The organism is Thalassovita taeanensis, from assembly GCF_900110775.1.
Lineage (GTDB): Bacteria > Pseudomonadota > Alphaproteobacteria > Rhodobacterales > Rhodobacteraceae > Litorimicrobium > Litorimicrobium taeanense.
In genome coordinates, this window is the sequence record NZ_FOEP01000008.1 from 110,171 (window position 1) to 132,418 (window position 22,248).

A 22,248-nucleotide genomic window follows, 5' to 3' on the forward strand; every position below is an offset into this window, starting at 1 on the left:
CGTCCGGCGCTGACTTATTCTCGCCCCGCCAGAAACTCCGCCAGCACAGGACTGGCCTCGCCTTTTGCGGAGCTGAGCAGCTCCGAGCCCGCAAGCGAGGCCTTCGACAGGCGTACGAGCCCACCGGTTTCCTCGATGCGGTAGCAGCGGCGTTTTTGCCGCCCCCGCTTGTAGTGCGTCGCGGTGACGATCTGGCATGTACTGCCATCGGTGAGCGTCACGGGCGTGGCGAGCCTGATCTTGTCGCCTTCCTCGTAGTCCGGGATCGCAGTCCAATTCCGGCAGCGCTGACGCCAGTCCTGGGCGTAGCTGTCCGGGTCTTTCAGGTCGGAGAGAAGCTCGATCAGCCCAAGCGGAGCACGAGATTCGTTCGGGCCAGCACTTTCCTCCATGTCCTTGTAGCCCCAGCAGCCGTCATCGTATCGGGTGAGGAAGACAGCCCCGAAAGTGATGGAGCCATCCGCATCGGTGACATAGGTCGTGTCTTCGACAGGGGTGCCGTCGAGATTGGTGACCTTTGCCGCCGCATACCAGGTTGAGCCGACCTTGCAGGCCTTGACCAGTTCGGTTTTGCGCGTTTCGCCCTCAAAAGTGCAGAGCCGGGTGATCTCCTCTCTCTCATCCACGTAGGTTTTAACGCGGCCGTCGGTGTAGAAAAGCCATCCCATTATGCCGCCCTCCGGTCATCGATTTCCATCAGGGCATCGAGCGGCACGCGGTAGGGCTGCATGGCGTCGAAATCCTCGCAATTACCGCAGTTCTGCACGATCGCGAAGGTGTCGCAGGCATCCTTGAGGATGACACGGAAGGTGCCGCCGAGGCCCGAGGGCACCTCGTAGATTCCGCCGATGAGGTAGTCCGAGGCGCGGCGCACGAAGACGCGGATGCTGTGGCCATCGGTGGCGAGCCGGATCGCACCCCGCCCCCGGTCGATGAGCACCTGCACGTCGTCCAGGATGTCGGTGTAGAACTGACCGGTCAGGTCGCGAAACGCCATGCGGCGCTGCGCCATCCAGTCGGTATCCCGGAACGGGTTCATGCCATCGGCGAAGGCGAAGGAGGGATCGGCCTGCTCGGTGGTGACGATGCGGGTGGTCGTGCCATCGATGCCGTTCGAGCGCAGATGCACCCCGTTGCCCACGATGAGGATAAGGGCGGGCCCGCCCACGGGTCCGTTCCAATTGGGCAGGAAGGTTTTGCAGGCGCGCGCATGTGCGATTTGCGCCGCAACAGCGGACGCAGAAAACTTGAGAATAGCCATGGGGATGTCTTTCTGTTCGGTTGGGAAGGGTCGACCCGCGCGGGGAATGCCTCGCGCGGGGCGCGTGATGGCTCAGGCCGCTTGCGCGACCTCGCTGTCAGGCTCGGGGGTTTCCGCAGCGGGCTCCGCCTCGTCACAGGCGACACCGGCGGTCTGCATCATCGGCGGGCACCAGGCGGCCACGGCAGCGCGCTGCGCGTCCTTGAGCGTGGCGAAGGGTTCGGCGAAGAGCTTGTCACAAAAGGCGACGATCTCCTTCTTGCTCGACGAGGCCAACGTCACCGCCTCCTGGGCCAGACCCAGATCCTCGCCGAGGATCTTCAGAAGCCAGGCCTTCTTGAAGCGGTTGAAGAGCGCCGCGTTCGGCGTCCAATGCGCGCGAATGTCGGGCATGATCTCGATCTCGAAATCATGCATCAGGCTGTCGCGCCGAGGATCCCGCGCGAAGCAGGACTGCGTGGTGCTGGCCGTGGCATAGGCGACGAGTTTGGCCTTCTCCCCTGCCTCCAGCGCGCGAAACGCCGCGAACTGATCGGCGGGCGGGTGGGTGTCGTCAAGCCAGGACAGATCAAGCGCATCATGTGCCGCGGCCACCTGCTCGAGCGAGGTCTCGTCGATCTCGTCCATCTTGGCATGGCTGCGGTATTCCTTGCGGGCCTCGATCTTGATCGCCTGCGTGACACTCATGCCGCTGGCCAGAACGTCACTGACCAGCTTGAAGAGCGTCAGATCGAGCGTGGCCTCCGGATGCAGCGCCATCGCGGCCCCAAGCGCCATGGCTCGCTCGGTCTTGAGGTCCTCAGCCAGTGAGGCTGGGTAGGTGATTTCACCGGCGTCCGGGGCCTCCTCCCCCGTCGGGTCGGCCGACGAGCCGCGCGCGCCTTCCACTTTCACGGTGTCTTCCGGGCGGACGAGGCCCACATGGAGGGTCACCTGCCCGCCCGACCACGACGCGATCACGCCAGACCGCGCCAGGTCCTCGGCGCTGTAGGCCTCCTGCAGGTCGCGAGCTTCCTCCTCCAGAGCGTCGACGCGGTCGTAAAGGGCATTGTAGGCACCGTCCTCGAGCCCCTCATCCTCCATTTCGAGCTGCAATTTCTCAAGCTCGGCGGTGATCTCATCGATGCGCTTCTGGGCAGCCTCATCCGGCTCGATCGGGCCGGGATAGACGCGGCCGTAGTCGGCCATGGTCGCGTAATCATAGCGGACCATCGCATCGGCCCAGGCAAAGCCCAGCTTTATGCGAGCCTCTTCGGCGGTGGCACCGAGCTTCTCAAGCAGGATGGTTTCGACCAGCGCCGCATCCTCAAGCACGGAATGCTCTTCCAGAAGGTCAGCCGCGACGGCACCGCCACGCGCCTCGTAGTCTTCACGCACGAAAGCCCCGATATCATCGCTGACCTGCACGCCGCGGGATTTGAGGGCCTGACGGACCGTGTAGGCCTGCAGATAGCCGCCGTCCTTCGTGAGCGCCTCGAAGACCTCGCGCTGCGCCTCCTGGCTCGGGTGCTCGGCGAAGGCCTTCATTGTGTCGAGCGTGATCACCTTGCCCCGGGCTGCGGCGCGGATGTCGGGGTGGATCAGGCCATAGCGCAACCGGCCTTTCACGGCGGCCACCGTGGTGCCGAAGGTCTTTGCGATGGTCTCGGCCGTCTGGCCGTCAACGTCCATCATCCGGCCGAAGGCCTCGAACTCGTCGATTGCGTTCATCGGCGCCTGGGTGATGTTCTCGGCCAGCGACAGTGCCGTGGTGACGTCGCAGTCTTCCGGCACAAGGCGGCAGTCCACCTTGGTCTTCGCAGTGAACCCCTTGGTGGTCTTGTCGGCGATCAGCTCCTTCAGGGCTGCATGGCGCCGGCCACCGGCGAGGACAGCATATTTGCCGTCAAGCTTCTGGACCAAGAGCGGCTGGAGCAGGCCCAGAATAGCGATACTGGCCTTCAGATGGGCGATGTTCTCAGGATCATAGGTTTCCGGAGAGTTGCTGCGCACATTGGCAGGATGCGGGACCAGATCGCCGATGGCGACGGTAAGGGGGGCAAAGCTTGTGGTCATGGGATATCCTTCCAGGTGGGTGAGGTGTGGCCCGCGCGCTTGCGCGTGACCAATCCCCGGCTTCAGGGATCACCACGACAAAAGGCCCACTTTGCCTTTTTGAGGGGCAGCGGGCCTTCATCGTCTCAGATGTCAGGGGAGGAGTCCCCTGCCCTACCAGTCGCGCGCCAGCATGATGGTCAGCACGCGGACGGTGGTGGCAGGATTGTCCGGGGTCTCAGCCCCGTAGCGGAAATCCGAGTCTGCTTCATAGAGATCGATTTTCCAGAACACGGTCTCGCCCCGGATCTCGACCGCGCCAAAATCGTGCCAGCCTTCAGGGTCATTCTCGGGCTCGAATGTATCGAACGCACCGGTGGCCTTCACCGCCTCGGCCATGAAGCCGTCATCGGCTTCCATAAGCGCGCGAGTGACATGCATGCGGCCCTGAATGGGCTGCACGGGCGGCACCCCAAGGCACGCGAGCTTGCGAAACGCGTCGTTTTGCGCCGCGATCACGGTCGGATCTGGACGGTCTGGCTGGGGTTGAACGGTCATGGACATGGGGATCTCCTTTGAGAAGTTGAAACACCCTTCCCAAAGCCCGCTTTCACTTTTCTGCTTGGCGAAAGGATCGAAGCAGAAGGCGCCTTACCCGAACAGCCCTCTGGCTCTGTAGTTCGGGTTGGGGATGGTTTCGATCCAGCCGCCTTGGTGCTTGATGCTCTCGAGCGCTGCCGAGAGCGGATAAGCGCCCTCGGACGGGCTCCACCAATAGGCACCGCGCTTGAAGACGATGATCTTGCGGCGGCCGTCGTTGAAGCAGGCCACCCGCAGCGTCTTGGGTTCCTTACGTGACATGCGAGTCTCCGTTCTCTGTGTGGTCAGGCGGCCTCGGCACTGCGCCCTGCCCTGCCCGTCTCCGATCTGGCGATCAGATAGTCGCAGGCGCGCTGCGCATCTGCGGCGTGCTTGAAGATCGCACCCTTGTCCGACCGAAGAACGCGCAACCAGTTGTGGAGATAGGCGGCATTCATCTCGAGCGTATGCGCCGTGAAGCCAAGCGTTTGACCCAGGAACACCGAGGTCAATTCTGCGACGATCTCTTCGCGCGCGTAAGAGGTGTTGCCGAATTTCGAGAGACCGAAATCTCGGTTCAGTCGATGCGGGGCTTTCGTGGCATGGGCCAGCTCATGGGCCCAGACCCCGTAGAAATTGCGCGGGTCCTGGAACCGCGTGATGGACGGCATGTAAACCTTGTCCACGGGCGGCAGGTAGTACGCTTCCGTTCCTGTGAAGACGGTCGTGATGTCGATGGCATCGAAAAACGCCTGCATGTGCGGGATGGGCTCGGACGGCGGATGCTCGGGCACGGGCTCCGGGTCAGGGTAGAAGCTGTCGGGCAAGCCCTCGATCTGGCAGGCATTGAACACACGGTAGGATTTCTGGAAGCGGAAGATACGGGCTTCCTCGGAGTGATCATCCCCGTCGCTGTGATCATGCTCATCGCCGGCGTCTCTCCGGCTTTGACCGTAGTAAACGACGACAGAGGACTTCTCGCCCTTGCGGACCTTTGCGTCCAACGCATTGGCCTGCGGCAGCGTCATCCAGAAGGGAGAGCTGTGGCCCGCCATCACGGTCCGCATCGTCAGCAGAAAGTTGTTCACCCCCTGGTAGGGTTCACCGCCCACGCGCAGGGGACGAGAGCTGCCACCTGCGGTCCAAGGCTTGCGCCACGGCAGGACGCCGCGCTCAATAATACGGATGATTTCGTTTGTGATGACCTCGGAGGCATCGAATTTGGGCGTGCGGGATCGGGCCATGGCTGGCGTCCTTTCGAGTGTTGGTGAGAAGATTGGGGCTCAGGTTGATTGACGGGGCCGCGGATCATTGAGGATCCTCGCGCCGAGCCCTTCGACCATGTCGATGTAGCCGATCAGTGAAACGGACCTGCCGGCATCCGAATGGTCTGGGTCGAGCGATCCGTCCCGCGCCACGCGCGGCAGGTTCGCGAAGGCGATGACATCAGTGACGGGTCGGATATCGATGAACGGGGTCCCTCGTGCGACCGCAAGAGTGGCCAAGGGAAAGCGCTCGATTGGCGCGAAGGTTGAAACGGTGGTCCAACCGAGATGCATGAATGTCCCACCCTCTCCGCAGATCACATGCGCGTTTGGCAATAACGCCGCCTGCTTCAGATAGCCGAGGTCACGCAGGACAGTCTCGCGCTCGAGCCGTTGTGCCTGCCCCGTCTGGCCGGTTCGGCGTAGTTCCTTGTGTCGCCACCACGAGGCAGCGGTGGCGCGTAACACGCGCAAGACACCTGTTTGCATCGGAATGCCCTTCATCAGGAAAGACAGACCGGAATCCGGCCCGGACCCATCTGAGGGACCCCAAAGGCCCTCATCCGCCAGTCACAAAACCCGAAGGACACTTTCACTTTTCTCGAGCATTGACCCTGTCCTGGCCAATTTCAGCGGGTCCTCACCACACCGCGCCATGCCTGCGTTTTTGTCGAAGCCATTGATTTGGAACAGCAGAGGAATCTGGGGACGCAAAATCGGCAACGGGAATTGGCAAAATCTTGCACAAGGTGCTAAATTATCGTTACTTGGCAGATAGTTAGCAGATTCAGCAGATCGGCAAGATACTTTCTACAGCCCTGCCTACATCTGCGGATGCGTAACATCTTTTAATCTTACCCTCTTACGCCGCTTGCCCGCTGAGCCTGCCATAAAAGCTACGCTCAAGATGCAACTCCCCTGCCCCGGCTTTCTCGACCATGCCGCGCAGATATCCGCCTGGTGAGGCAACCTCGCCCGCGCTGTGCTTCTCGAACACAAGTGCAAACGCAGCCGTGGCCACCTGAGTGCCCATTCGGTCCTGAGCCACGTTCCAAGCATGCTCCGAAATCCCGATCATCGGCCTGAGTTGCCCGGCAACCCGATGCAGATCGCCCCAATCCTTCAGGAATCCGCCCATGTTACGCGCCCAGGACGCGAACTCTGGACAGGCCTGCATGATTGTTGGCAGGTCAAGCGCGGTTCGCTTCTTGCGCACCTCTGCAACCCAGTCTTCCAGTTCCCCATCAACCCGCTCCTCGGGTCGTGCATTGGGCACGACATCCGCCGCTTCCTCTTTTTCAGAGGAATTACTAATTACAGGAATAAGTTGATTTGTAATTAGTATATGAGGTTCAGAAATGACCTCCCTGGGGTTCATTTCTTGAGTCTTCTTTATAGCTTGGGCGTCATTTTTGTCGGTGTTTTCCACAGGGTTTATCGCACCAGTCGCCTTGAGATAGGCCGCCTCGACTCGTTCCTGAAGTTCCTTGAACCACGCCAGTAGTCGCTCCAGTTGTTCAGAGGCGTGATGGCGGCGCGGAAGTCGGTCCAGAAGCTCCTCGAAGAGACCCGTGAATTGCGTCCAGGGCCCGCGCAACGCGCCGCTTACCGCCGCCTCGATCCGCGCGCGGATCATCCGGCGCGCAACCGTGATCTGACGCTTCAAGCGCTGGCAGAGCTCGCGCTCGGCCTGCAACTCGGCCTGCAGCTCTTCAAACTCCTCGACTCGAGCCGAAAGCGGCGACAGATCGAAGCCGTAGGCCTCGACGATACGCCCCTCAGCGTCTCTGCGGCCCCACCGTTTGCCATTCGGGCTATCCTGGAAAGAGATCACACCGTTCTCTGCCAGACGCCGCGCATGACGCTTGAGTGCCGACAGAGAGAAGCCGGTCTGTTCCATCAGATAGGCGTTAGAGGCCCAGACGATCGGGCGCTGCCCCTCCTCCCAGTCCTGGGCCTGTGTGAAGGCCCCCAGTGTATCGAGGAGCATCATGTCGCCGGCCTTCAGACCGATATGCGCTCCAACGCGCTTGAGCGCGACAAATGCCCGCGTCTTGGGTACTGCTACCCTTTCACCGGCTTGGGCAAGCTGCTCAGCAACCCCAAGACCCGGTGTCGGCTTGCGCCAACCTGTATGTTTCATGCCTGTATCTCACCTCCGGTTGTGTGGAGGCAAAAGAAAGCCGTTCGCTCAGAAGCGTTCGTCGTTGACAGTGAATCCTGTGAGACTTATCTTGAAGGTGACCAAACCATTAAGATCAGCTCTCAGGCCACACCGCTTGGGGGCTTTTCTTTTGCCGTTAATTCACTTGTCGTTCCTTTTTTGCTCCTTGCCTCATCGTTCCGAAGAACATCTCACCAACGCTGTCTTCAGTCGGTATCCTTCTCCGTGTCTTCGACGTTCAAATAGCTTGCGACTAAGTCTCCAAGCTTTTCGAGACGCTCTTGGTCAATCGGCACTCCTGCAACCTTGATTGATAGGTTTCCATCGACGGAAGTGACCGAAAGATTTCGGTTGCCCACCTTGCGCTTCACGGTGAGTTTTTGGGGCTTTGTCTTTGGTTTTGGCTTGGCTTTGTTCGTTCTCTCCAAGCTCGCTAAGGCACCCTGTAAATCGCGAAAGCTCATGTCGTAGACGTTCTTGAACGTGTTCAAGATTTGATCCTGCGCAGCAAAAACGGACCGTGCTCGCGAGACTAGGCTCTCATGCACACCAATTTTCTTGGCGAAGGCCACAGCTGTCAGTTTCTCTTCGCCAGAAGCCAGCGTCTCATACATTTCACCAATCGAAACCAATCGCTCAAAAGGGCTGAGATTCTCGCGCTCCTCATTCTCGCGAAACCGCAGAAACAACATTTCAAACTTGCTGTTCTCAGCGTTTCGCGCGTCAGGCGGGGCTAGTATTGCACGAAGGGGTACACCGAGCTCTGACGCGGCAGCCAGTCGGCGGCGTCCTGTCAGCATCACGAATGGAACCCCCGCGATATTCGACGGGTCCAACGGATCCGGCTGCCAATCCGGATCCTCTGGCCACACTAGAATGGGCGTGTCCTGCCCGTTCGAAGCAATGCTGTTTACCAAAGACCTGAAGGCTTCCTGGGACATCCAGTCTTGTCGGCGGTCGGTTCCCATTGGATCGGAGATTTGATCTGGCGACAGGCTTATCTCATGGCGACCGTTGAGGATATCCAAACAAAGCTCGGCTCTGCTTCGCTCTACTGCAGCTTGCGACTGCGCAAGCGCTCCTGATTTCCAGGCACTACCGGCCCCCTTGAAAGGAGTCGAAACAGCATCACTCGATTCTGTCCTGCCTTCGGAGCCGCTCGCACGTTCCTTGTTTGTATCGAGATTGGTAGCCTTGCTGACCAGCGACCTTGGAATACTGCGTTTCATGCTTCACCCTCGCCGTCATCTTCATAGAATTCGTCCATCCAAGTATTGGCGTAGCCACGTTCGAGTCCTGGCCAGAGTCGCGATATTATGGCGTCGTTCACGGCATCGGCATTCGTGATGAACCGGTTGATCCCCTTGCGCTTTCCCGGCGTGTCTGGCTCGTATTCGTATACGGACTGATAGACGTCCGAAGCGTTCGAGATCGCGTCGGAACGCAAATAAAACACGGGCAGAATTTCCGTGGGGCAATGTTCTAGCAGGTTTCCGATGTGGTTAAGATCCTGCGCATTGGACCGTTGAACGATCGTTGGCAACAGCATGTTCGCACCGGTTCCGATCTCGATCCTTTCATGGGCCAGGATGTGCTGAAGCATCCCAAGCAGGCCAGTCACAAAGGTCGACAACGTCGCAATGTCGAACCCCTTCATGGTTTGCGGTATGACCAGTGAAGTAGACGCAATCACGTTATTCAACTGGAACAGTGTGAGCGCGGGTTGATAGTCGATGATGATGACATCCAGCGTCTCCGCTAGTGCGGTGTCGAGCCGCTCCTGGTCGACCTTGCCGTCGACTACCAATTCGTTGGGTGGCGTTTTCGGTGGGTGGCCCGCTTTCCAGCGGTCGATGGCATCGCGTAGGTAGCGGTAAAAGCTCTTTCCGGCGGGGGCTTCGCGGACAAGCCGCGCAATCTGGATCTCACCCTCGGATGTTTCGCCGTGAGCTGGAAGCAGGCGCAGGCCTGGCCAGGAGGTCTTGAGAAGGAAGCTATCGAGCGTTTGCGCATCGTGGTCGGTATATGGCGCGTCTTCCGACTGAAAGAGTCCAGCAAAGTCCACCATAGAGGCGGTGTTTTCGTCGGGCATTTGGGGAAGGCCCTCTCCCCCGACGAAGTAGAGCGTTATTGTACTTTGCGGGTCAGCATCCATAACACCGACACGCATGCCGTAGTGCAAGCTGAGATACTGGGCAAAATGCGCCGCGCTCAGACTTTTGGCGGTCCCGCCTTTCTGGCTTGCAAACGAGATGACGGGCAAAGGTGCGTCAGGCTTCCGCCAGGCCAGGTAGTCGTACGGCCGCTTTGCCGAGGCTGCCAGAAGCGCCCGCATGTGCATCAATTCTGAAAGCGTGAAAACACGCTCTCTTCCAACATATTCTCCTGCGGGAAAGTCATCGCTCGAATTGGCGAACTTGGTCAGATACTGAATACTCACATTGAGAAACCTAGCGCACTGGCGCATGGACCAGGTTCGCTTGATGCGCTGACGCAAGGTGAGTTCCTTGTTCACTGCCACCATCGTGCGCTCAAGCCCACGTGACAGATCCGTCAAAAACTGTTCTAAACTACCGCTCATTTATAAGCCCTGACTTCGGTTGGGTCCGAGTTCGACTCGATTCTGCTTCAATGGTAGCACGGTTCTGAGCAAAAGATAAAGATACCACGCGCCTATAGGTTTCAGGCGCTTATTTTGAGGCTCAGTGGCTCCAGAAACTCCAATCTTGAACGCGTTCAAGATTGGAGTTTAAGTCGGCTGACCAGAGCGAAGCCGATCAACCATGCATGTTTCACGCCGCGTCTTTCGGACCCCAGGAGATGACCGTCCTAGTTGGTGGCTTTGCCCATGTTTGCGTTGAAGCCGTGATCACAGATGCTCACCGTGAAGTAGCCAGCGCCGGTCTCCCCTTTCTGAATCTTCTAGATGCCGCCGCACTCGGTCAGCTTGCCTCACGGGGAGCGTCCGGCGACGCGTTGCGCGAAGGCCGTCCTGTTCGACCTCGCGACGGGTTCGATGGTAATTCCCAGGTCGGAGGTCAAGATGGAGATTGAGCCGAAGCCTTTGGCGGTTTCGTTGTCGGCGCTTGTGAAACTGATGCAGCCCGAAGGGTAGCTGCGCGGTTGACCAAGGCCTGACCACGCTGGATGCGAAGCGCCGCATAGAAGGGTAGGGGAGGAAGATGGGCCACAGCCGTTGTAGACGGGGCGGCCGCTGCGATGTGCATTCCATGCAACCGGTACGCACCGGGAGACCTGCGGGGACCGGAAGAAATGCCACAGGGAAATGCGCGGCGTCCTTAAAACTGAACAAAACAAGTAGACCCCTTACTCTCGTGCACGCGCGCAACAAGCGTTGCGCTATAGTGCTCTCAACAGCCCGATCCCTTGCTCAAGAGGCATTGCACGAACGCCTTCGGCCACGGGGACGTCATGCTCTCCGGCGTAGATCAACAGCTTCCAGCTGGCCTTGATGTCTTCCGCGCCCACATAGAACCCGCGCGAGACCTTTGGCGCAGTCGTGCGCTTGATCTCAACGGCCCAGATGTCGCCCCCAGGCAGGCGAAGGACCAAGTCAAGTTCAGCTCCGGCAGAAGTGCGATAGAAGAAGGGTTCGGTGCCGGTTGGTGCAGCGGCAAGAAGGGCCTCGATACAGAACCCCTCCCAACTGCCGCCAACGACGGGGTGCCCGAGCAAGCCCTCGATTGTCCCAATGCTTAACAGGGCATGCACGACCCCGCTGTCGCGGACATAAACCTTTGGCGATTTCACCAAACGCTTGCCGACATTCTCATGCCAGGGCTGCAGTCGCCGCACCAGCATGAGATCAACGAGCAGATCGAGGTAGCGTCCAATCGTTTGGCCGGAGACGCCCAGCCCCTCGGCGAGGGCTGCAGCGTTCAATAGACCACCTTGCACATGCGCAAGCATTGTCCAGAAGCGCCGCAAGGTTGCGGCTGGAATACGCGGTCCGAGGGCAGGGATGTCACGTTCCAGATATGTACGCAGAAAATCCAGACGCCAATCCATGCTGGCTTGATCGCTTGAAGCCATGAAGCTGTCAGGAAAGCCACCACGCAGCCAGAGCGCATTCAACTGATCAGCCCCCACCTCGGTAAGCTGTAGAGGGGGCATTTCGATATACCTGACACGTCCAGCAAGGGATTCTGCCGACTGTTGGAGTAGGACGTTGGAGGCTGATCCCAAGAGCAGAAACTGGCCCGCTCGAAAACCGGCCCGCCTGCGCTGGTCGATCTGACCACGCAGGCTCTTGAAGAGGCCAGGCATCTGCTGCACCTCATCGAGGATGACGAGTTTTCCCGCCTGTTCATCCAGATATAGATCCGGTTCGGTCAGGATCTGCCTGTCCGCATCTCGTTCTAGATCAAGGTATACCGATGGTTGCTCCGAAGCGATGTCTAGAGCGAGCGTGGTTTTCCCAACCTGCCGGGGGCCGAGGAGGACAACAGCAGCTTGGCTCTCGAGCGCGGATTGCACAAAGTGATGAGTTTGGCGCTTATACATACCTTGCAATTACTCCACACGATGGAAGATTTGCAAGGATAAACTGCTTAGCGGGTAAAGTTGCCACTCAATTGGAGATGTCGCCTGATGTGACGAACAGGCTTAGCGTCAAAACTCACTCATAGCATCCCAAGCCGCTTCGCCCGCTCCAGCAACATCTTCACTGATGATGGCTGCCAGCTTGTCCGGCCGCGGGGTGTGCGCTCACGCATGTTCTCCAAGCGGGCGCAGATGGCCTCAAGCGTAATGTCGGGATCGGCGCCCTTGATACCCGCGACGATGGCGGGCAGGCGATCATCTCGCGCACGCGGGCCCGCGCGATCAAGCACAGTCGCGGGGAGGAACCCATCGCGGACATAGGCGTTCACAGCGCGCAGCAGACGGCTTTGCGTCCAGCGCCGGGCCTCGGGTAGGGGGCCGTTGATGATGCGCACCACATCTTCCCAAGCCAGATCGGGGCGCAGCCGACGCACATGGGGCACCCAGTCCTGCGCAGTTTCATTCAGGCGTTCCATATATCCGTCCTGTCGCGCCAGTCGGACCTTGCGTAGCGCAGCCGGATCCCGGGCGCGTAGGCCAGGGTTTCCGCCGACCCGCCCCTTTGTTCGTGCGTTGGCAAGCCCAGCCTTGGTCCGTTCACGGATCAGGGCGCGCTCGAACTCGGCGGCTGCACCCAGAACCTGCAGCGTGAACTTGCCCTGCGGCGATGCCGTGTCGATCGGGTCCTGGATTGACCGAAAGAACGCGCCCTTGGCTTCCAGCCGTTCAATCACCTCCAGCAAATGCGACAGTGAACGCGCCAACCGGTCGATACGCACAACCACCAGCGTGTCGCCCTTGCCGATGCGCTCCAACACCCGCGCAAGCACCGGCCGCGCACGATTGCCGCCCGAGGCCTGTTCTTCATGGATCTCGGCGCACCCCGCGGATTTCAGGGCCTGCGACTGGGGCAGGGGGGTCTGATCCTCGGTTGAAACGCGCGCGTAGCCTATCAATAGCATCAAAACAGGCCTTTTGCAGTTTCATATACCTCTACTAAACGACCGTTTGAAAACGAATGCAAGGGCGTGCACTGTGGCGCTGCTCAGCAGAGAACCCTTGGTTTCCATACGCTGAGCGCGATCAGCGAGCTCTCGCAGACCATCGCGCGCCCGTGCTATATAAGGTGTGCAGGCGCACTCTGACAAAACACTTTGGTAAAATGCAAAAGTGCGGTATTTTGCATACATGAAGACTCAAGTATCTATGCAGTATGATATTTTTTACGATCCTCTTGTGAATGCGGAGGGGCTTGAAGAGACGTCTGAGGACGACCTGTGGTTCCTGCCCGGTCCGATGGACGAGGAGCCAGATTATCTGCCGCCCGGACCTAGGGCAGAGCTTCGTGAAACCGCAGTCCTCGACGATTGGCGGAAGGCAGAGGCGGGCAATGCCGCGCGTCTCGCCCGTGTGGCTGGCCGGATCGGCGCGCTGGACGACCGGCTGCGCCGTGGCCCGAAAGGTTGGCGGCACAGGCTCGCGCTGATGGAGGCGGCAGACCTCAGCTGGTTTGTAGGCGACCGAATTGGCCCGGATCGGCTGGCGCTCTGGAAATCCATGCGCTTGTCCGGCGTGCAGGACGACACCGCGGCGCTCGCGCGTGTCGGATGGGCAGTGCGGCGTCTTACAGGCGGCCTTGGACCGGAAGTGGACCTGTCCGCCTTCCTCGACCGCCGCGACCCCGAGAACCTCGGCGTTGAAGCCGAACCGTTCGCGGAACGCGCGGGCGGTTGGCTCGATCTTATGGCGCAAGCCGCCGATCTTCACCCAGTCACGCGCGCTTGCATGGGCTTCCATCTCTGGAGTCTCGCGGGCCTCGGGCAGCACGGCGACCGGATGGAAGCGGCGGTCACAGCCGCACGGATCGTGGCCAGTGAGGGCAAGGGGGCGCTCTTCGCGCCTTTGGCCATGGGCGGGGCAGGAGGATTGCGCTCCGGTGGCCCACCCGCTGACCGTCTGTCTCGTTGGCTTGACGGGATGGAGACCGCATGCCTGACCGCAATGCGTCACCTCGATGATATCGAGGCATGGTCGGCGAGGGCGGAAGCCGAGATGAGCCCGCTTTCCGGCCGCACGCCCCCGGCCTTGTGCGCGGTACTTACCGAATGGCCGCTCGTGTCCGCTCCGATGGCCGAGGCCCTGATCGGCGCCAGCCGGGCTGCCATCCAGCGCAACCTTGCTTGGATGGAAGCGCGTGGTCTGATCCACGAGATGACGGGGCAGGGGCGGTATCGGATGTGGAGGGTCGCAACTTAAGCCGTGCTCTTTGTCGGGGGGCCGACAGTTTATGTTAGAGTCAACGCTTCTGTCCGCCAAACTTGCAGAAAATTCGCGCATCGAGCCCACTTTGATGAATTTTGCTCGAAGCACGAATGTCCGCATGGATGAAAACGAACCGCCCGTGTCCAGTCTTCGTCTCTTGCTGCGGCTTATAAATGCGTGGCCCAGCGAGGATGGCTCTCGTCAATGATCAAGGCATGGCTGTGCCTGCGATGTCCCCTTAGGTGGGGATGGTCGAGTGGCAAATTATCGTGGGTGTGCTCAAGCTCAACGGGATCGCCGGACGGCCAGAGTTTCAGCGCTGCGAGCATTCCGAAGGCGGCGATGAGGGCCAGTCCGATCAGTGCGGGAACGACACCATAGACTGTCAGCAGCCATCCCGACAGCGGATAGGTCACAAGCCAGCAGGCGTGGGACAGCGCGAATTGCGCCGCGAAGAGTGCCGGGCGGTCCCCGGCGTGGGCGGAACGGCGCAGCAGTCGGCCGGAAGGGGTGAGGACAGCGGAATATCCGAGCCCCACCAGCAACCAGGCTGTCAGAAGGATGGACCAGCCAAGGCCCGCTCCAAGGACCGTCAACGCCAGACCGACCAGAGTAGCCACCATCAGCGTGGCTCCGCCGAACATCACGGGCCGGTCCGGCAACACATCGAGAACACGCGGCAGGACCAGCGCGGCGATCATCGACCCTGCGCCGAAGGCGAACATCGTCCAGGCCAGAGCACTTTCCGAAAGGCCGAGCGAGCCGCGCACAAGAACGACGGTATTGACCAGCACCATCGCACCTGCCGCCGCCGCCGCGAGGTTCAATGCCAAGAGCCCGCGCAAGCGGGGCGTGGCCAGATAGATGCGGATGCCGCGCGTAGTGCGGTCATAGACACCGCGCGGCTCGGATGGGCGGGGACTGGGCAGCACGACCGAAACAACCAGAAGGGCCGATGCGGCGAAACCGAGGACCGTGCCGAGGAAAAGCGAATTGTAGGACATCACCGCGAGCAGAAGGGCCGCCAGCGTCGGGCTGACGATGTTTTCCAGATCGTAGGCCAGCCGCGACAGCGACAGCGCGCGGGTATAGCGCGCCTCTTCGGGCAGAACGTCCGGGATCGTCGCCTGAAAGGTCGGCGTGAAGGCGGCGGAAGCCGATTGAAGAAGGAAGATCAGGACGTAGACCTGCCAGACCTCGGTCACGAAGGGCAGTGCGAGCGCGACACCGGCACGCACCAGATCGAGCGTCACCAGAAGCGCGCGGCGCGGCACGCGGTCTGCGAAAGCCCCTGCAATGGGCGCGATGCCCACATAAGCAACCATCTTGATGGTGAAGACTGTGCCGAGGACCAGCGCCGCCCCGTCGCCCGAAAGATCAAAGGCGAGCAGGCCGAGTGCGACTGTGGCGAGTCCGGTACCCAGAAGGGCTACGACCTGTGCCAGAAACAGGTGCCGATAAGTGCGGTCGGAGAGAATATCGAGCATGGTCAGCCTCAGAGATATCGGGCGATCGCCCGCAACTCGGCGCGATCAGTTTCAGAACTTTCAACGTCGATACAATGGTCCATGTGATCATGGATCAGCGCACGCTTGGCGTTCGTCACGGCCTTTTCGACCGCTTGCATCTGCTGAGCAATCTCCAGACAGGGTTTGCCCGCCTCGATCATTTCGATCACGGCGCGCAAATGGCCGTCAGCGCGTTTCAGCCGGGCGACAAGGGCGGGATGGGTTGCATGGACTGGATGTTTTGTCATAAAGTAGTTCTATCCCCCCCGGGAGGATAGAACAAGATGGTGCCACGACGCACCACGCTAGAGACGGGCAGACGGGCAGATCCTATGGATACCTTGAGGACAGTTGTAAACGCCGCGTTTGCGACACTCTTATGTTTGGCCGTACTCCTCTGGTCTGTGGTGCCCGCAACCTCGCACGCACCCTCAGTCATCGGCGTCCTTCAAGAGCACGCAGAAATGGTTGCTGAGCACGGTCATTCGCATGGACTGGAAGAAGACCTCGCCTGGGCCATGCATGGACATAGCCATGACAGCATCGATCACGATCACAGTCAGGCGGTCGTGCCTGGCCCCGACCGATCGCCGCACCCGCTCGATATTTATAGAGCCGCATGGCCGTTGAGTTCGGCCACGTCGAACACCTTGCAGACATACCAAATCGAAAGACCTCCGCGCGTCTGATCGACTGCGTGCCAACAGCGCGCTGCATTCGATCATCAACACATATGCGGAGTTCAATCCATGAATACAGTCCACCAGGGCTGGACCGATCCCGGCATACGCCGGATCGTGATCCTGTCCTTCATTGCCCTTTCGGCGCTCGTCCTGGGTGCGGAAAACGCTCTTGCCCATGCCGTCACAGAAGGTGACGCAGGCTATATCCAGGAAATCTGGGGGGTGAACATCATCCCCTTCATGTATCTCGGCGCCAAACACATGGTCACGGGATACGATCACATCCTGTTCCTGCTCGGCGTCGTCTTCTTCCTCTACAAGATGAAGGATGTAGGCATCTATGTCAGCCTCTTCGCCCTCGGGCACTCGACCACGATGCTGGCCGGTGTCTGGTTCGGCTGGGGCATCAACGCCTACATCATCGACGCGATCATCGGCCTTTCGGTCGTCTACAAGGCGCTCGACAATCTCGGGGCTTATCAGCGCTGGTTTGGGTTCCAGCCGAACACCAAGGCCGCAACGCTGATCTTCGGCTTCTTCCACGGCACGGGCCTGGCCACGAAGATCCTAGACTACGAGATCGCGTCAGAGGGCCTACTGGCCAATCTTCTGGCGTTCAACGTGGGCGTCGAGCTTGGCCAGATCATGGCGCTTGCCGTGATCCTCATCGTCATGGGCTTCTGGCGGAAATCCCCAAGCTTCTTCCGCCAAGCCTACACCGCCAACGTCGTCATGATGTCCATGGGATTCATCCTCATGGGCCTGCAAATCACCGGCTACTTCGTAGCCACCTGAGAATTTAGGAGACCAAAATGTTTAACGCAAAAAAACCGAGCCTTGATGAGCTTCCCAGCTCCGCGCAGCTTATCCGTTCCACTGCCATTGCGGCGGCCAGCGCCGTTGCGATCCTTGTGACCGTCGTGCTGCCTGCCGAATACAACATCGACCCGACCGGGATCGGCGGGGTTCTCGGGCTGAGCGAGATGGGTGAGATCAAAGCCCAGCTTGCGGAGGAGGCCGAAGCCGACAGGCTGTTGGAGATCGAAGCCGAAGAGCAGTCGAGCCTTATGAACGATATCTTTGGACTTTTTGTCGGCACGGCATATGCACAGGAGGCCGAAATCTGGCGTGACGAAACCACCTTTACGCTTGCACCCGGCGACAGTGCCGAGTGGAAGCTGGTCATGGAAGAGGGCCAGACGGTGGAATACCGAATGCTGGTCGATGGCGGTCGGGTGAATTTTGACATGCACGGCCACGGCGGCGGCAATTCGGTGACCTATGAAAAGGGCCGCGGTTCGACGGGCGACGAGGGCGAGATCATCGCGGCATTCGACGGCGAACACGGATGGTTCTGGCGGAATCGGGACAGCCAGCCCGCAACCGTGACTGTCCAGGTGCGCGGCGAATACACCGAATTCAAAGACGCAAGTTGACACAAGGGCAGCCACCCGCATGAAAAGATGCGGGTGGTTGCCTGGCTCCGAAACAGACCTTGGATGAGTCCGCAGTCTCGCCTCAGATTTTCCCCCGAAACCAACCTCGGGCATCTTTTGGCCAATCAGTGAGTACCCGCGTGGCAATGTCACGCCTATGTTACGGGATACTTCTTGACCTCCCCCTACTGGAAGCTTGCATAAGGATCGCATGATCTGCGTTTTCCGCCTCATTTTGATTCTTGCATTGAGCTTCGGTGCCGTGGTTGCGCCGGATGTATCGGCAGCGAATGCGGCTGAGGCAGCAATGGCTCAGATGGTGGGCGCTGAAAGCGGGGACGACCATTGCGGCGGATGCGATCCGATCGGATTTGCTGACGGGATAACCTGCGAGGGTGGGTGTACAGTCCCTTGTGGCGCGGGAACTACGGCCGGTATCGTAGCTCGTACGTCAGCGATGACGCTTGAGATGGCCTTCGGTGTTGTCATCCCGGTCGCGGGACCTGTGATCCCGATTGGCGCGGTTCCCTCCCTTGATCCATTTCCTCCCAAGCTGCCTGTCTGAACCTGATAGCGGCCTCGCTTGTTGCGGGGCCTGACCGTTGCCTTGGCCGAAGCTGGCTGAGTGCGACCCTTTCAGATCAAGGCAGAAGTAATGACCCTCAACAGACTGATTTCACGACGGCACGTGCTGCGCACCGGTGCCGCTTTCACGGCCATATCCACTCTGTCACCGGCACGAGTAGCGATGGCAGGTCCGACAGAGGACCCATTCTTGCTACGCGCTGCGGCCGGACAAGCCGCCCTGCGACCGGCACCCTACGGCCCTACCGACGTCTGGAGCTACAACGGATCCCTCCCCGGCCCCGAGATCCGGGTGCGGCAGGGAGACCGAATTCGGGTTCTGGCCCGGAACGGGCTAAATGAAGGGACGACGGTCCACTGGCATGGCATTCGCACACCCAATGCGATGGACGGTGTGCCGTTCCTGACACAGGACCCGATCCCGGTCGGTGGCGAGTTTCTCTACGAATTCGATGCGCTGGACGCAGGTACATTCTGGTATCACCCGCACCAGCGCAGTTCGGAACAGGTCGGGCGCGGGCTTTACGGGCCGCTGATCGTCGAGGAAGCAAACCCGATCCGCGTGGATCGCGATTTGACCTGGATGCTCGATGACTGGCGGATGACCGGCGACGGACAGATTGCGACAGATTTCGGAAGCCGGCACGACGCGATGCACGGCGGTCGTATCGGCAATTCCGTGACGATCAACGGCCAGATCCCTGACCGTATCGCGGTGCGATCCGGGGAACGCATCCGCCTTCGGCTGGTCAATGCAGCGAACGCGCGGATATTCGGGCTGGATTTCGGGGGGCTTGCGCCGGTCGTGGTCGCTCTGGACGGTCAACCCGTGTCACCTCATGTACCAGACGATGACATCGTGGTGGTCGGTCCGGCCATGCGTGTCGATCTGGTGATTGATATGACCGGCAAGCCCGGAGAGAGCCTGACCATCACCGATGTCTTCTACAGGGATCTGGAATACCGTCTGGTCGATCTCGCCTACGGGCCGGATCGGTTACGGGACGCGGTCCCGGACTGGTCGATGGAACTGCCACCCAACCCGCTGGCCGAACCCGATATGCAAGCTGCCACGCGGCATCAGATCATCTTTAATGGCGGCATGATGGGGCAGATGATGATGGGCGGCGGCATGGGGTCCATGATGGAGCAGATGCGCGAAGGCAACATGTGGTTCATCAACGGCAAAGCAGCAACGGGGCACATGATGGATCCATTGCTGGTCCTGCCGCAGGGCACGTCGCATGTGCTGCAGATGGACAATCGCACCGCGTGGCATCACCCGATGCATCTTCATGGACATTCGTTCCGTGTGATCACACGGAACGGGCAACCGACACGGCATCGCGAATGGCAGGACACCGTCCTGATGGCACCGGAGGAACGGGTCGAGATCGCCTTCGTGGCGGACAATCCGGGAGACTGGATGTTCCATTGTCACATCCTGGAACACCAGGCGGCCGGCATGATGGGCATCATACGTGTCGATCCTGGCACGACCAAAACCTGAAACAATCTCACGTAACGATCACCACGAAAGGAAAGAACCGATGAAGAAACTAATTGGACTTGCCAGTCTTGGCACCGCAGGTGCTGCCGCTGTCCTTGCAGTGAGCCTGAATGCCGCGCCTGCAGCAGCGCAAGAGGCCACGCTCTACAAGAACCCGCAATGCGGATGCTGCGAGAGCTATGCGGACTACCTGCGCGAGAATGGCTTCACGGTCGAGGTAAAGCCGACCCATGATCTGGCTCAGATCAGCCGTGATGCAGGTATCCCGGACGATTTCCAGGGCTGCCATACGACCTTTCTGGGTGACTACGTCGTCAGCGGTCATGTGCCAATTGATGTCGTCAACAAGTTGCTTGATGAGCGCCCGGACATTGCCGGTCTGACACTTCCCGGCATGCCGTTGGGATCGCCGGGTATGGGGGGCGCGAAGCAGGAACCGTTCAAGATTTACACCGTCGAAGAAGGTGTGAACCCGACCGTCTATGCGGTCGAATGATTAATTGCGCGGACTGGTGCGATCCCGTGCCTGACCGGTTTCAAGGGAAAACAAAGGATGAAGTGCATGATGATGGATGGTGGAATGATGGGTGGCGGCATGATGATCGCGATGGGACTGGTTTGGTTACTCATCGTGGCGGTGCTGGTGCTCGCGGCAATCGCCTTGGTCAAATACATCCGCTCGGACAGCGGAAAATAGAAATGCGCCAAGATGCGGAATGAGGGCGACAGCAACGGCGACGGCCTGTTGTCGATGGGGATTGGTCTGGGGGCGTGCGTCCTGCTTGTCGTGGCATCGATAGTCGCACTCTCGTTGTATTTGGATAGCCAGAAGAAGGCACAAGCGACATGAAAAACACCATTAGGCTCGCCGCGGTCTTGCTCGCCACAACGGTCTCTCCCGTTTCGGCGGAGAGCGACTTGCGCATGGGCGAGCGTCTCTATCAGGAGAATTGTGCCAGTTGCCATGGCGCAAACCTGGAGGGGCAGCCTGATTGGCGCACCCGATTGCCGAACGGCAGATTGCCTGCCCCGCCGCATGATGCGTCGGGTCATACCTGGCATCATACGGACCGCGTATTGTTCGACATCGTGAAACGCGGACCGGCGGCGATTGTCGGGGCCGGTTATGAAAGCGACATGCCCGGATATGAGGGCGTACTGACAGATGACGAAATCACGTCGATCGTCGACTACATCAAGAGCACCTGGCCCGACAAAGAACGTGCCTTTCAGAGTGAGCGGACCCGCGAGGACCAGCAAGCACAGCCATGACCAGCTATCGTGACAATATGACTGTTCCCACGCCCCGCCGGAGAAATCTCGGCTTTGTGCTGGTGCCCGTCGTGGCTTTGGCCCTTATGGTCCTGTTTGGCTGGGGGCTTTTCAGCGAGGGCGATGATCTGCCGTCCGCGCTTATCGACAAGCCTGTACCGGAGTTTGCACTCGCTCCGGTGCTCGGCCGCGAGGAAGGTCTTTCGACGCAGGACCTGATCGGCCATGTTTCGCTGGTGAACGTCTTTGCCTCGTGGTGTGTGCCCTGCCGCGCCGAACATCCGCTATTCATGGAATTGAGCGCCACGGGCGAAGTGCCGCTCTACGGGATCAACTACAAGGATCCGCCCGAACAGGCGCGCGCCTGGCTAGACGAACTGGGTGATCCCTACACCCGCATCGGGGCCGACATAAACGGACGTGCGGGCATCGAGTGGGGTGTTTACGGCGTGCCTGAAACCTATGTCATCACTTCCGACGGCACCATTGCCTACCGCCATGTCGGCCCCATCACGCGAGCGATTCTGGAGGAAACCCTTTTGCCGATCGTCCGTGATCTGAAAACCCAAGCCGGCAAGGAGCCAACGCCATGAAATATCTCAAAACGGCGCTGCTCGTCTGGGCATTGTCCGTCGGCACGGCGTTTGCCGGGCCGCAAGGCTTCGCACTGCACGACACGCCGCAGCCGGTGATCAATGTGCGCTACGAGACCGAGGACGGCAGCCGTGGGGACATGGAGGATTTTCGTGGCAAGGTGATCCTCGTGAACGTTTGGGCAACCTGGTGCGTCCCCTGCCGGGAAGAGATGCCGACGCTGGATGCACTTCAGGCGGAACTTGGCGGCGACCGTTTCGAGGTTGTCGCCCTGTCCATCGACAGGGCCGGGTCGCCCGTCGTGCGGCGGTTCTACGACGAGATCGGTGTCAACAATCTCAAGATGTATGTCGACAAGACCATGCTGTCGATGACCGCGCTGCGCACCGTCGGTCTGCCGACAACGATCCTGATCGACGCGCAGGGGCGGGAGCTTGGGAGACTGGTCGGCCCGGCCGAATGGGATGATCCCGAGATGGTCTCCTTCTTGCGAGGCTTTATCGAATAAGCGCCCCTGAAAGAGCGCCGCCCG

General features: G+C 60.0%; 23 protein-coding genes. 9 read left to right on the plus strand and 14 right to left on the minus strand.

Annotated elements, in window-relative coordinates:
• Positions 1–14: 14 nt before the first annotated feature.
• The 12 genes from BSF79_RS12385 to BSF79_RS12445 form a co-directional block, all read right to left on the minus strand.
• Complete coding sequence (locus BSF79_RS12385; protein WP_090270155.1) at positions 15–668, minus strand: DUF6927 domain-containing protein; 654 nt, start codon at positions 666–668, stop codon at positions 15–17.
• Complete coding sequence (locus BSF79_RS12390; protein ID WP_090270156.1) at positions 668–1,261, minus strand: regulator; 594 nt, start codon at positions 1,259–1,261, stop codon at positions 668–670. Before BSF79_RS12390 ends, BSF79_RS12385 begins: the two co-directional genes overlap by 1 nt.
• A gap of 72 nt (positions 1,262–1,333) precedes the next feature.
• The gene (locus BSF79_RS12395; RefSeq protein WP_090270157.1) at positions 1,334–3,316 is read right to left on the minus strand and encodes a ParB/RepB/Spo0J family partition protein; all 1,983 of its coding nucleotides are present in this window, start codon (positions 3,314–3,316) and stop codon (positions 1,334–1,336) included.
• Positions 3,317–3,469: 153 nt separating this feature from the next.
• Entirely contained in the window at positions 3,470–3,859 is a 390-nt protein-coding gene (locus tag BSF79_RS12400; RefSeq protein ID WP_043872247.1) for a DUF3768 domain-containing protein, read from the minus strand.
• 87 nt (positions 3,860–3,946) lie between these two features.
• Positions 3,947–4,156, minus strand: coding sequence for a DUF6330 family protein (locus BSF79_RS12405; protein ID WP_043872246.1), 210 nt, complete (start codon positions 4,154–4,156; stop codon positions 3,947–3,949).
• Between the two features lie 23 nt (positions 4,157–4,179).
• On the minus strand, positions 4,180–5,118 hold the full coding sequence (locus BSF79_RS12410; RefSeq protein WP_043872245.1) for an ArdC family protein: 939 nt from the start codon (positions 5,116–5,118) through the stop codon (positions 4,180–4,182).
• A gap of 39 nt (positions 5,119–5,157) precedes the next feature.
• Entirely contained in the window at positions 5,158–5,643 is a 486-nt protein-coding gene (locus BSF79_RS12415) for a hypothetical protein (protein WP_090270158.1), read from the minus strand.
• Between the two features lie 358 nt (positions 5,644–6,001).
• Positions 6,002–7,282, minus strand: a complete 1,281-nt coding sequence (repC, locus tag BSF79_RS12420) for a plasmid replication protein RepC (RefSeq protein WP_090270159.1) — start codon at positions 7,280–7,282, stop codon at positions 6,002–6,004.
• 227 nt (positions 7,283–7,509) lie between these two features.
• Positions 7,510–8,532, minus strand: a complete 1,023-nt coding sequence (locus tag BSF79_RS12425) for a ParB N-terminal domain-containing protein (protein ID WP_088665102.1) — start codon at positions 8,530–8,532, stop codon at positions 7,510–7,512.
• The gene (locus tag BSF79_RS12430) at positions 8,529–9,884 is read right to left on the minus strand and encodes a ParA family protein (RefSeq protein ID WP_171046067.1); all 1,356 of its coding nucleotides are present in this window, start codon (positions 9,882–9,884) and stop codon (positions 8,529–8,531) included. The genes BSF79_RS12425 and BSF79_RS12430 overlap by 4 nt, the downstream gene beginning before the upstream one ends.
• A gap of 779 nt (positions 9,885–10,663) precedes the next feature.
• Positions 10,664–11,827: an ATP-binding protein gene (locus tag BSF79_RS12440; protein ID WP_090270160.1), complete on the minus strand. Its 1,164-nt coding sequence runs from the start codon at positions 11,825–11,827 to the stop codon at positions 10,664–10,666.
• A gap of 119 nt (positions 11,828–11,946) precedes the next feature.
• A complete protein-coding gene (locus BSF79_RS12445; RefSeq protein WP_090270161.1) occupies positions 11,947–12,828 on the minus strand; it encodes a recombinase family protein in 882 nt (293 codons plus the stop codon).
• A gap of 226 nt (positions 12,829–13,054) precedes the next feature.
• Between BSF79_RS12445 and BSF79_RS12450 the strand changes: the two genes are divergently transcribed.
• Entirely contained in the window at positions 13,055–14,122 is a 1,068-nt protein-coding gene (locus BSF79_RS12450) for a hypothetical protein (protein WP_425443241.1), read from the plus strand.
• Positions 14,123–14,295: 173 nt separating this feature from the next.
• Here BSF79_RS12450 and BSF79_RS12455 read toward each other — a convergent pair whose 3' ends face one another.
• Positions 14,296–15,615, minus strand: coding sequence for an MFS transporter (locus BSF79_RS12455; protein ID WP_007120628.1), 1,320 nt, complete (start codon positions 15,613–15,615; stop codon positions 14,296–14,298).
• 8 nt (positions 15,616–15,623) lie between these two features.
• Entirely contained in the window at positions 15,624–15,884 is a 261-nt protein-coding gene (locus BSF79_RS12460; protein ID WP_007120627.1) for a metal-sensing transcriptional repressor, read from the minus strand.
• A 501-nt stretch (positions 15,885–16,385) separates the two neighbouring features.
• Here BSF79_RS12460 and BSF79_RS12465 point away from each other — a divergent pair.
• The 8 genes from BSF79_RS12465 to BSF79_RS12500 all read left to right on the plus strand — a co-directional run bounded on the left by BSF79_RS12465 (position 16,386) and on the right by BSF79_RS12500 (position 22,224).
• Positions 16,386–17,114 carry a HupE/UreJ family protein gene (locus tag BSF79_RS12465; RefSeq protein ID WP_009820205.1) on the plus strand — a complete coding sequence of 243 codons (729 nt, stop codon included), beginning with the start codon at positions 16,386–16,388 and terminating at the stop codon, positions 17,112–17,114.
• A gap of 17 nt (positions 17,115–17,131) precedes the next feature.
• Positions 17,132–17,755 (plus strand): hypothetical protein, encoded by a 624-nt coding sequence (locus BSF79_RS12470; RefSeq protein ID WP_007121517.1) that lies wholly within the window; start codon positions 17,132–17,134, stop codon positions 17,753–17,755.
• A 748-nt stretch (positions 17,756–18,503) separates the two neighbouring features.
• On the plus strand, positions 18,504–19,850 hold the full coding sequence (locus tag BSF79_RS12480) for a multicopper oxidase family protein (RefSeq protein WP_081508715.1): 1,347 nt from the start codon (positions 18,504–18,506) through the stop codon (positions 19,848–19,850).
• 40 nt (positions 19,851–19,890) lie between these two features.
• Positions 19,891–20,346, plus strand: coding sequence for a DUF411 domain-containing protein (locus tag BSF79_RS12485; RefSeq protein WP_090270162.1), 456 nt, complete (start codon positions 19,891–19,893; stop codon positions 20,344–20,346).
• A 66-nt stretch (positions 20,347–20,412) separates the two neighbouring features.
• Positions 20,413–20,547 (plus strand): hypothetical protein, encoded by a 135-nt coding sequence (locus tag BSF79_RS20235; protein ID WP_007121580.1) that lies wholly within the window; start codon positions 20,413–20,415, stop codon positions 20,545–20,547.
• Positions 20,548–20,696: 149 nt separating this feature from the next.
• Complete coding sequence (locus tag BSF79_RS12490) at positions 20,697–21,122, plus strand: c-type cytochrome (protein ID WP_090270163.1); 426 nt, start codon at positions 20,697–20,699, stop codon at positions 21,120–21,122.
• Entirely contained in the window at positions 21,119–21,715 is a 597-nt protein-coding gene (locus BSF79_RS12495) for a DsbE family thiol:disulfide interchange protein (RefSeq protein WP_009820201.1), read from the plus strand. Before BSF79_RS12490 ends, BSF79_RS12495 begins: the two co-directional genes overlap by 4 nt.
• On the plus strand, positions 21,712–22,224 hold the full coding sequence (locus tag BSF79_RS12500; RefSeq protein WP_007121403.1) for a TlpA family protein disulfide reductase: 513 nt from the start codon (positions 21,712–21,714) through the stop codon (positions 22,222–22,224). The genes BSF79_RS12495 and BSF79_RS12500 overlap by 4 nt, the downstream gene beginning before the upstream one ends.
• Positions 22,225–22,248: the final 24 nt, after the last annotated feature.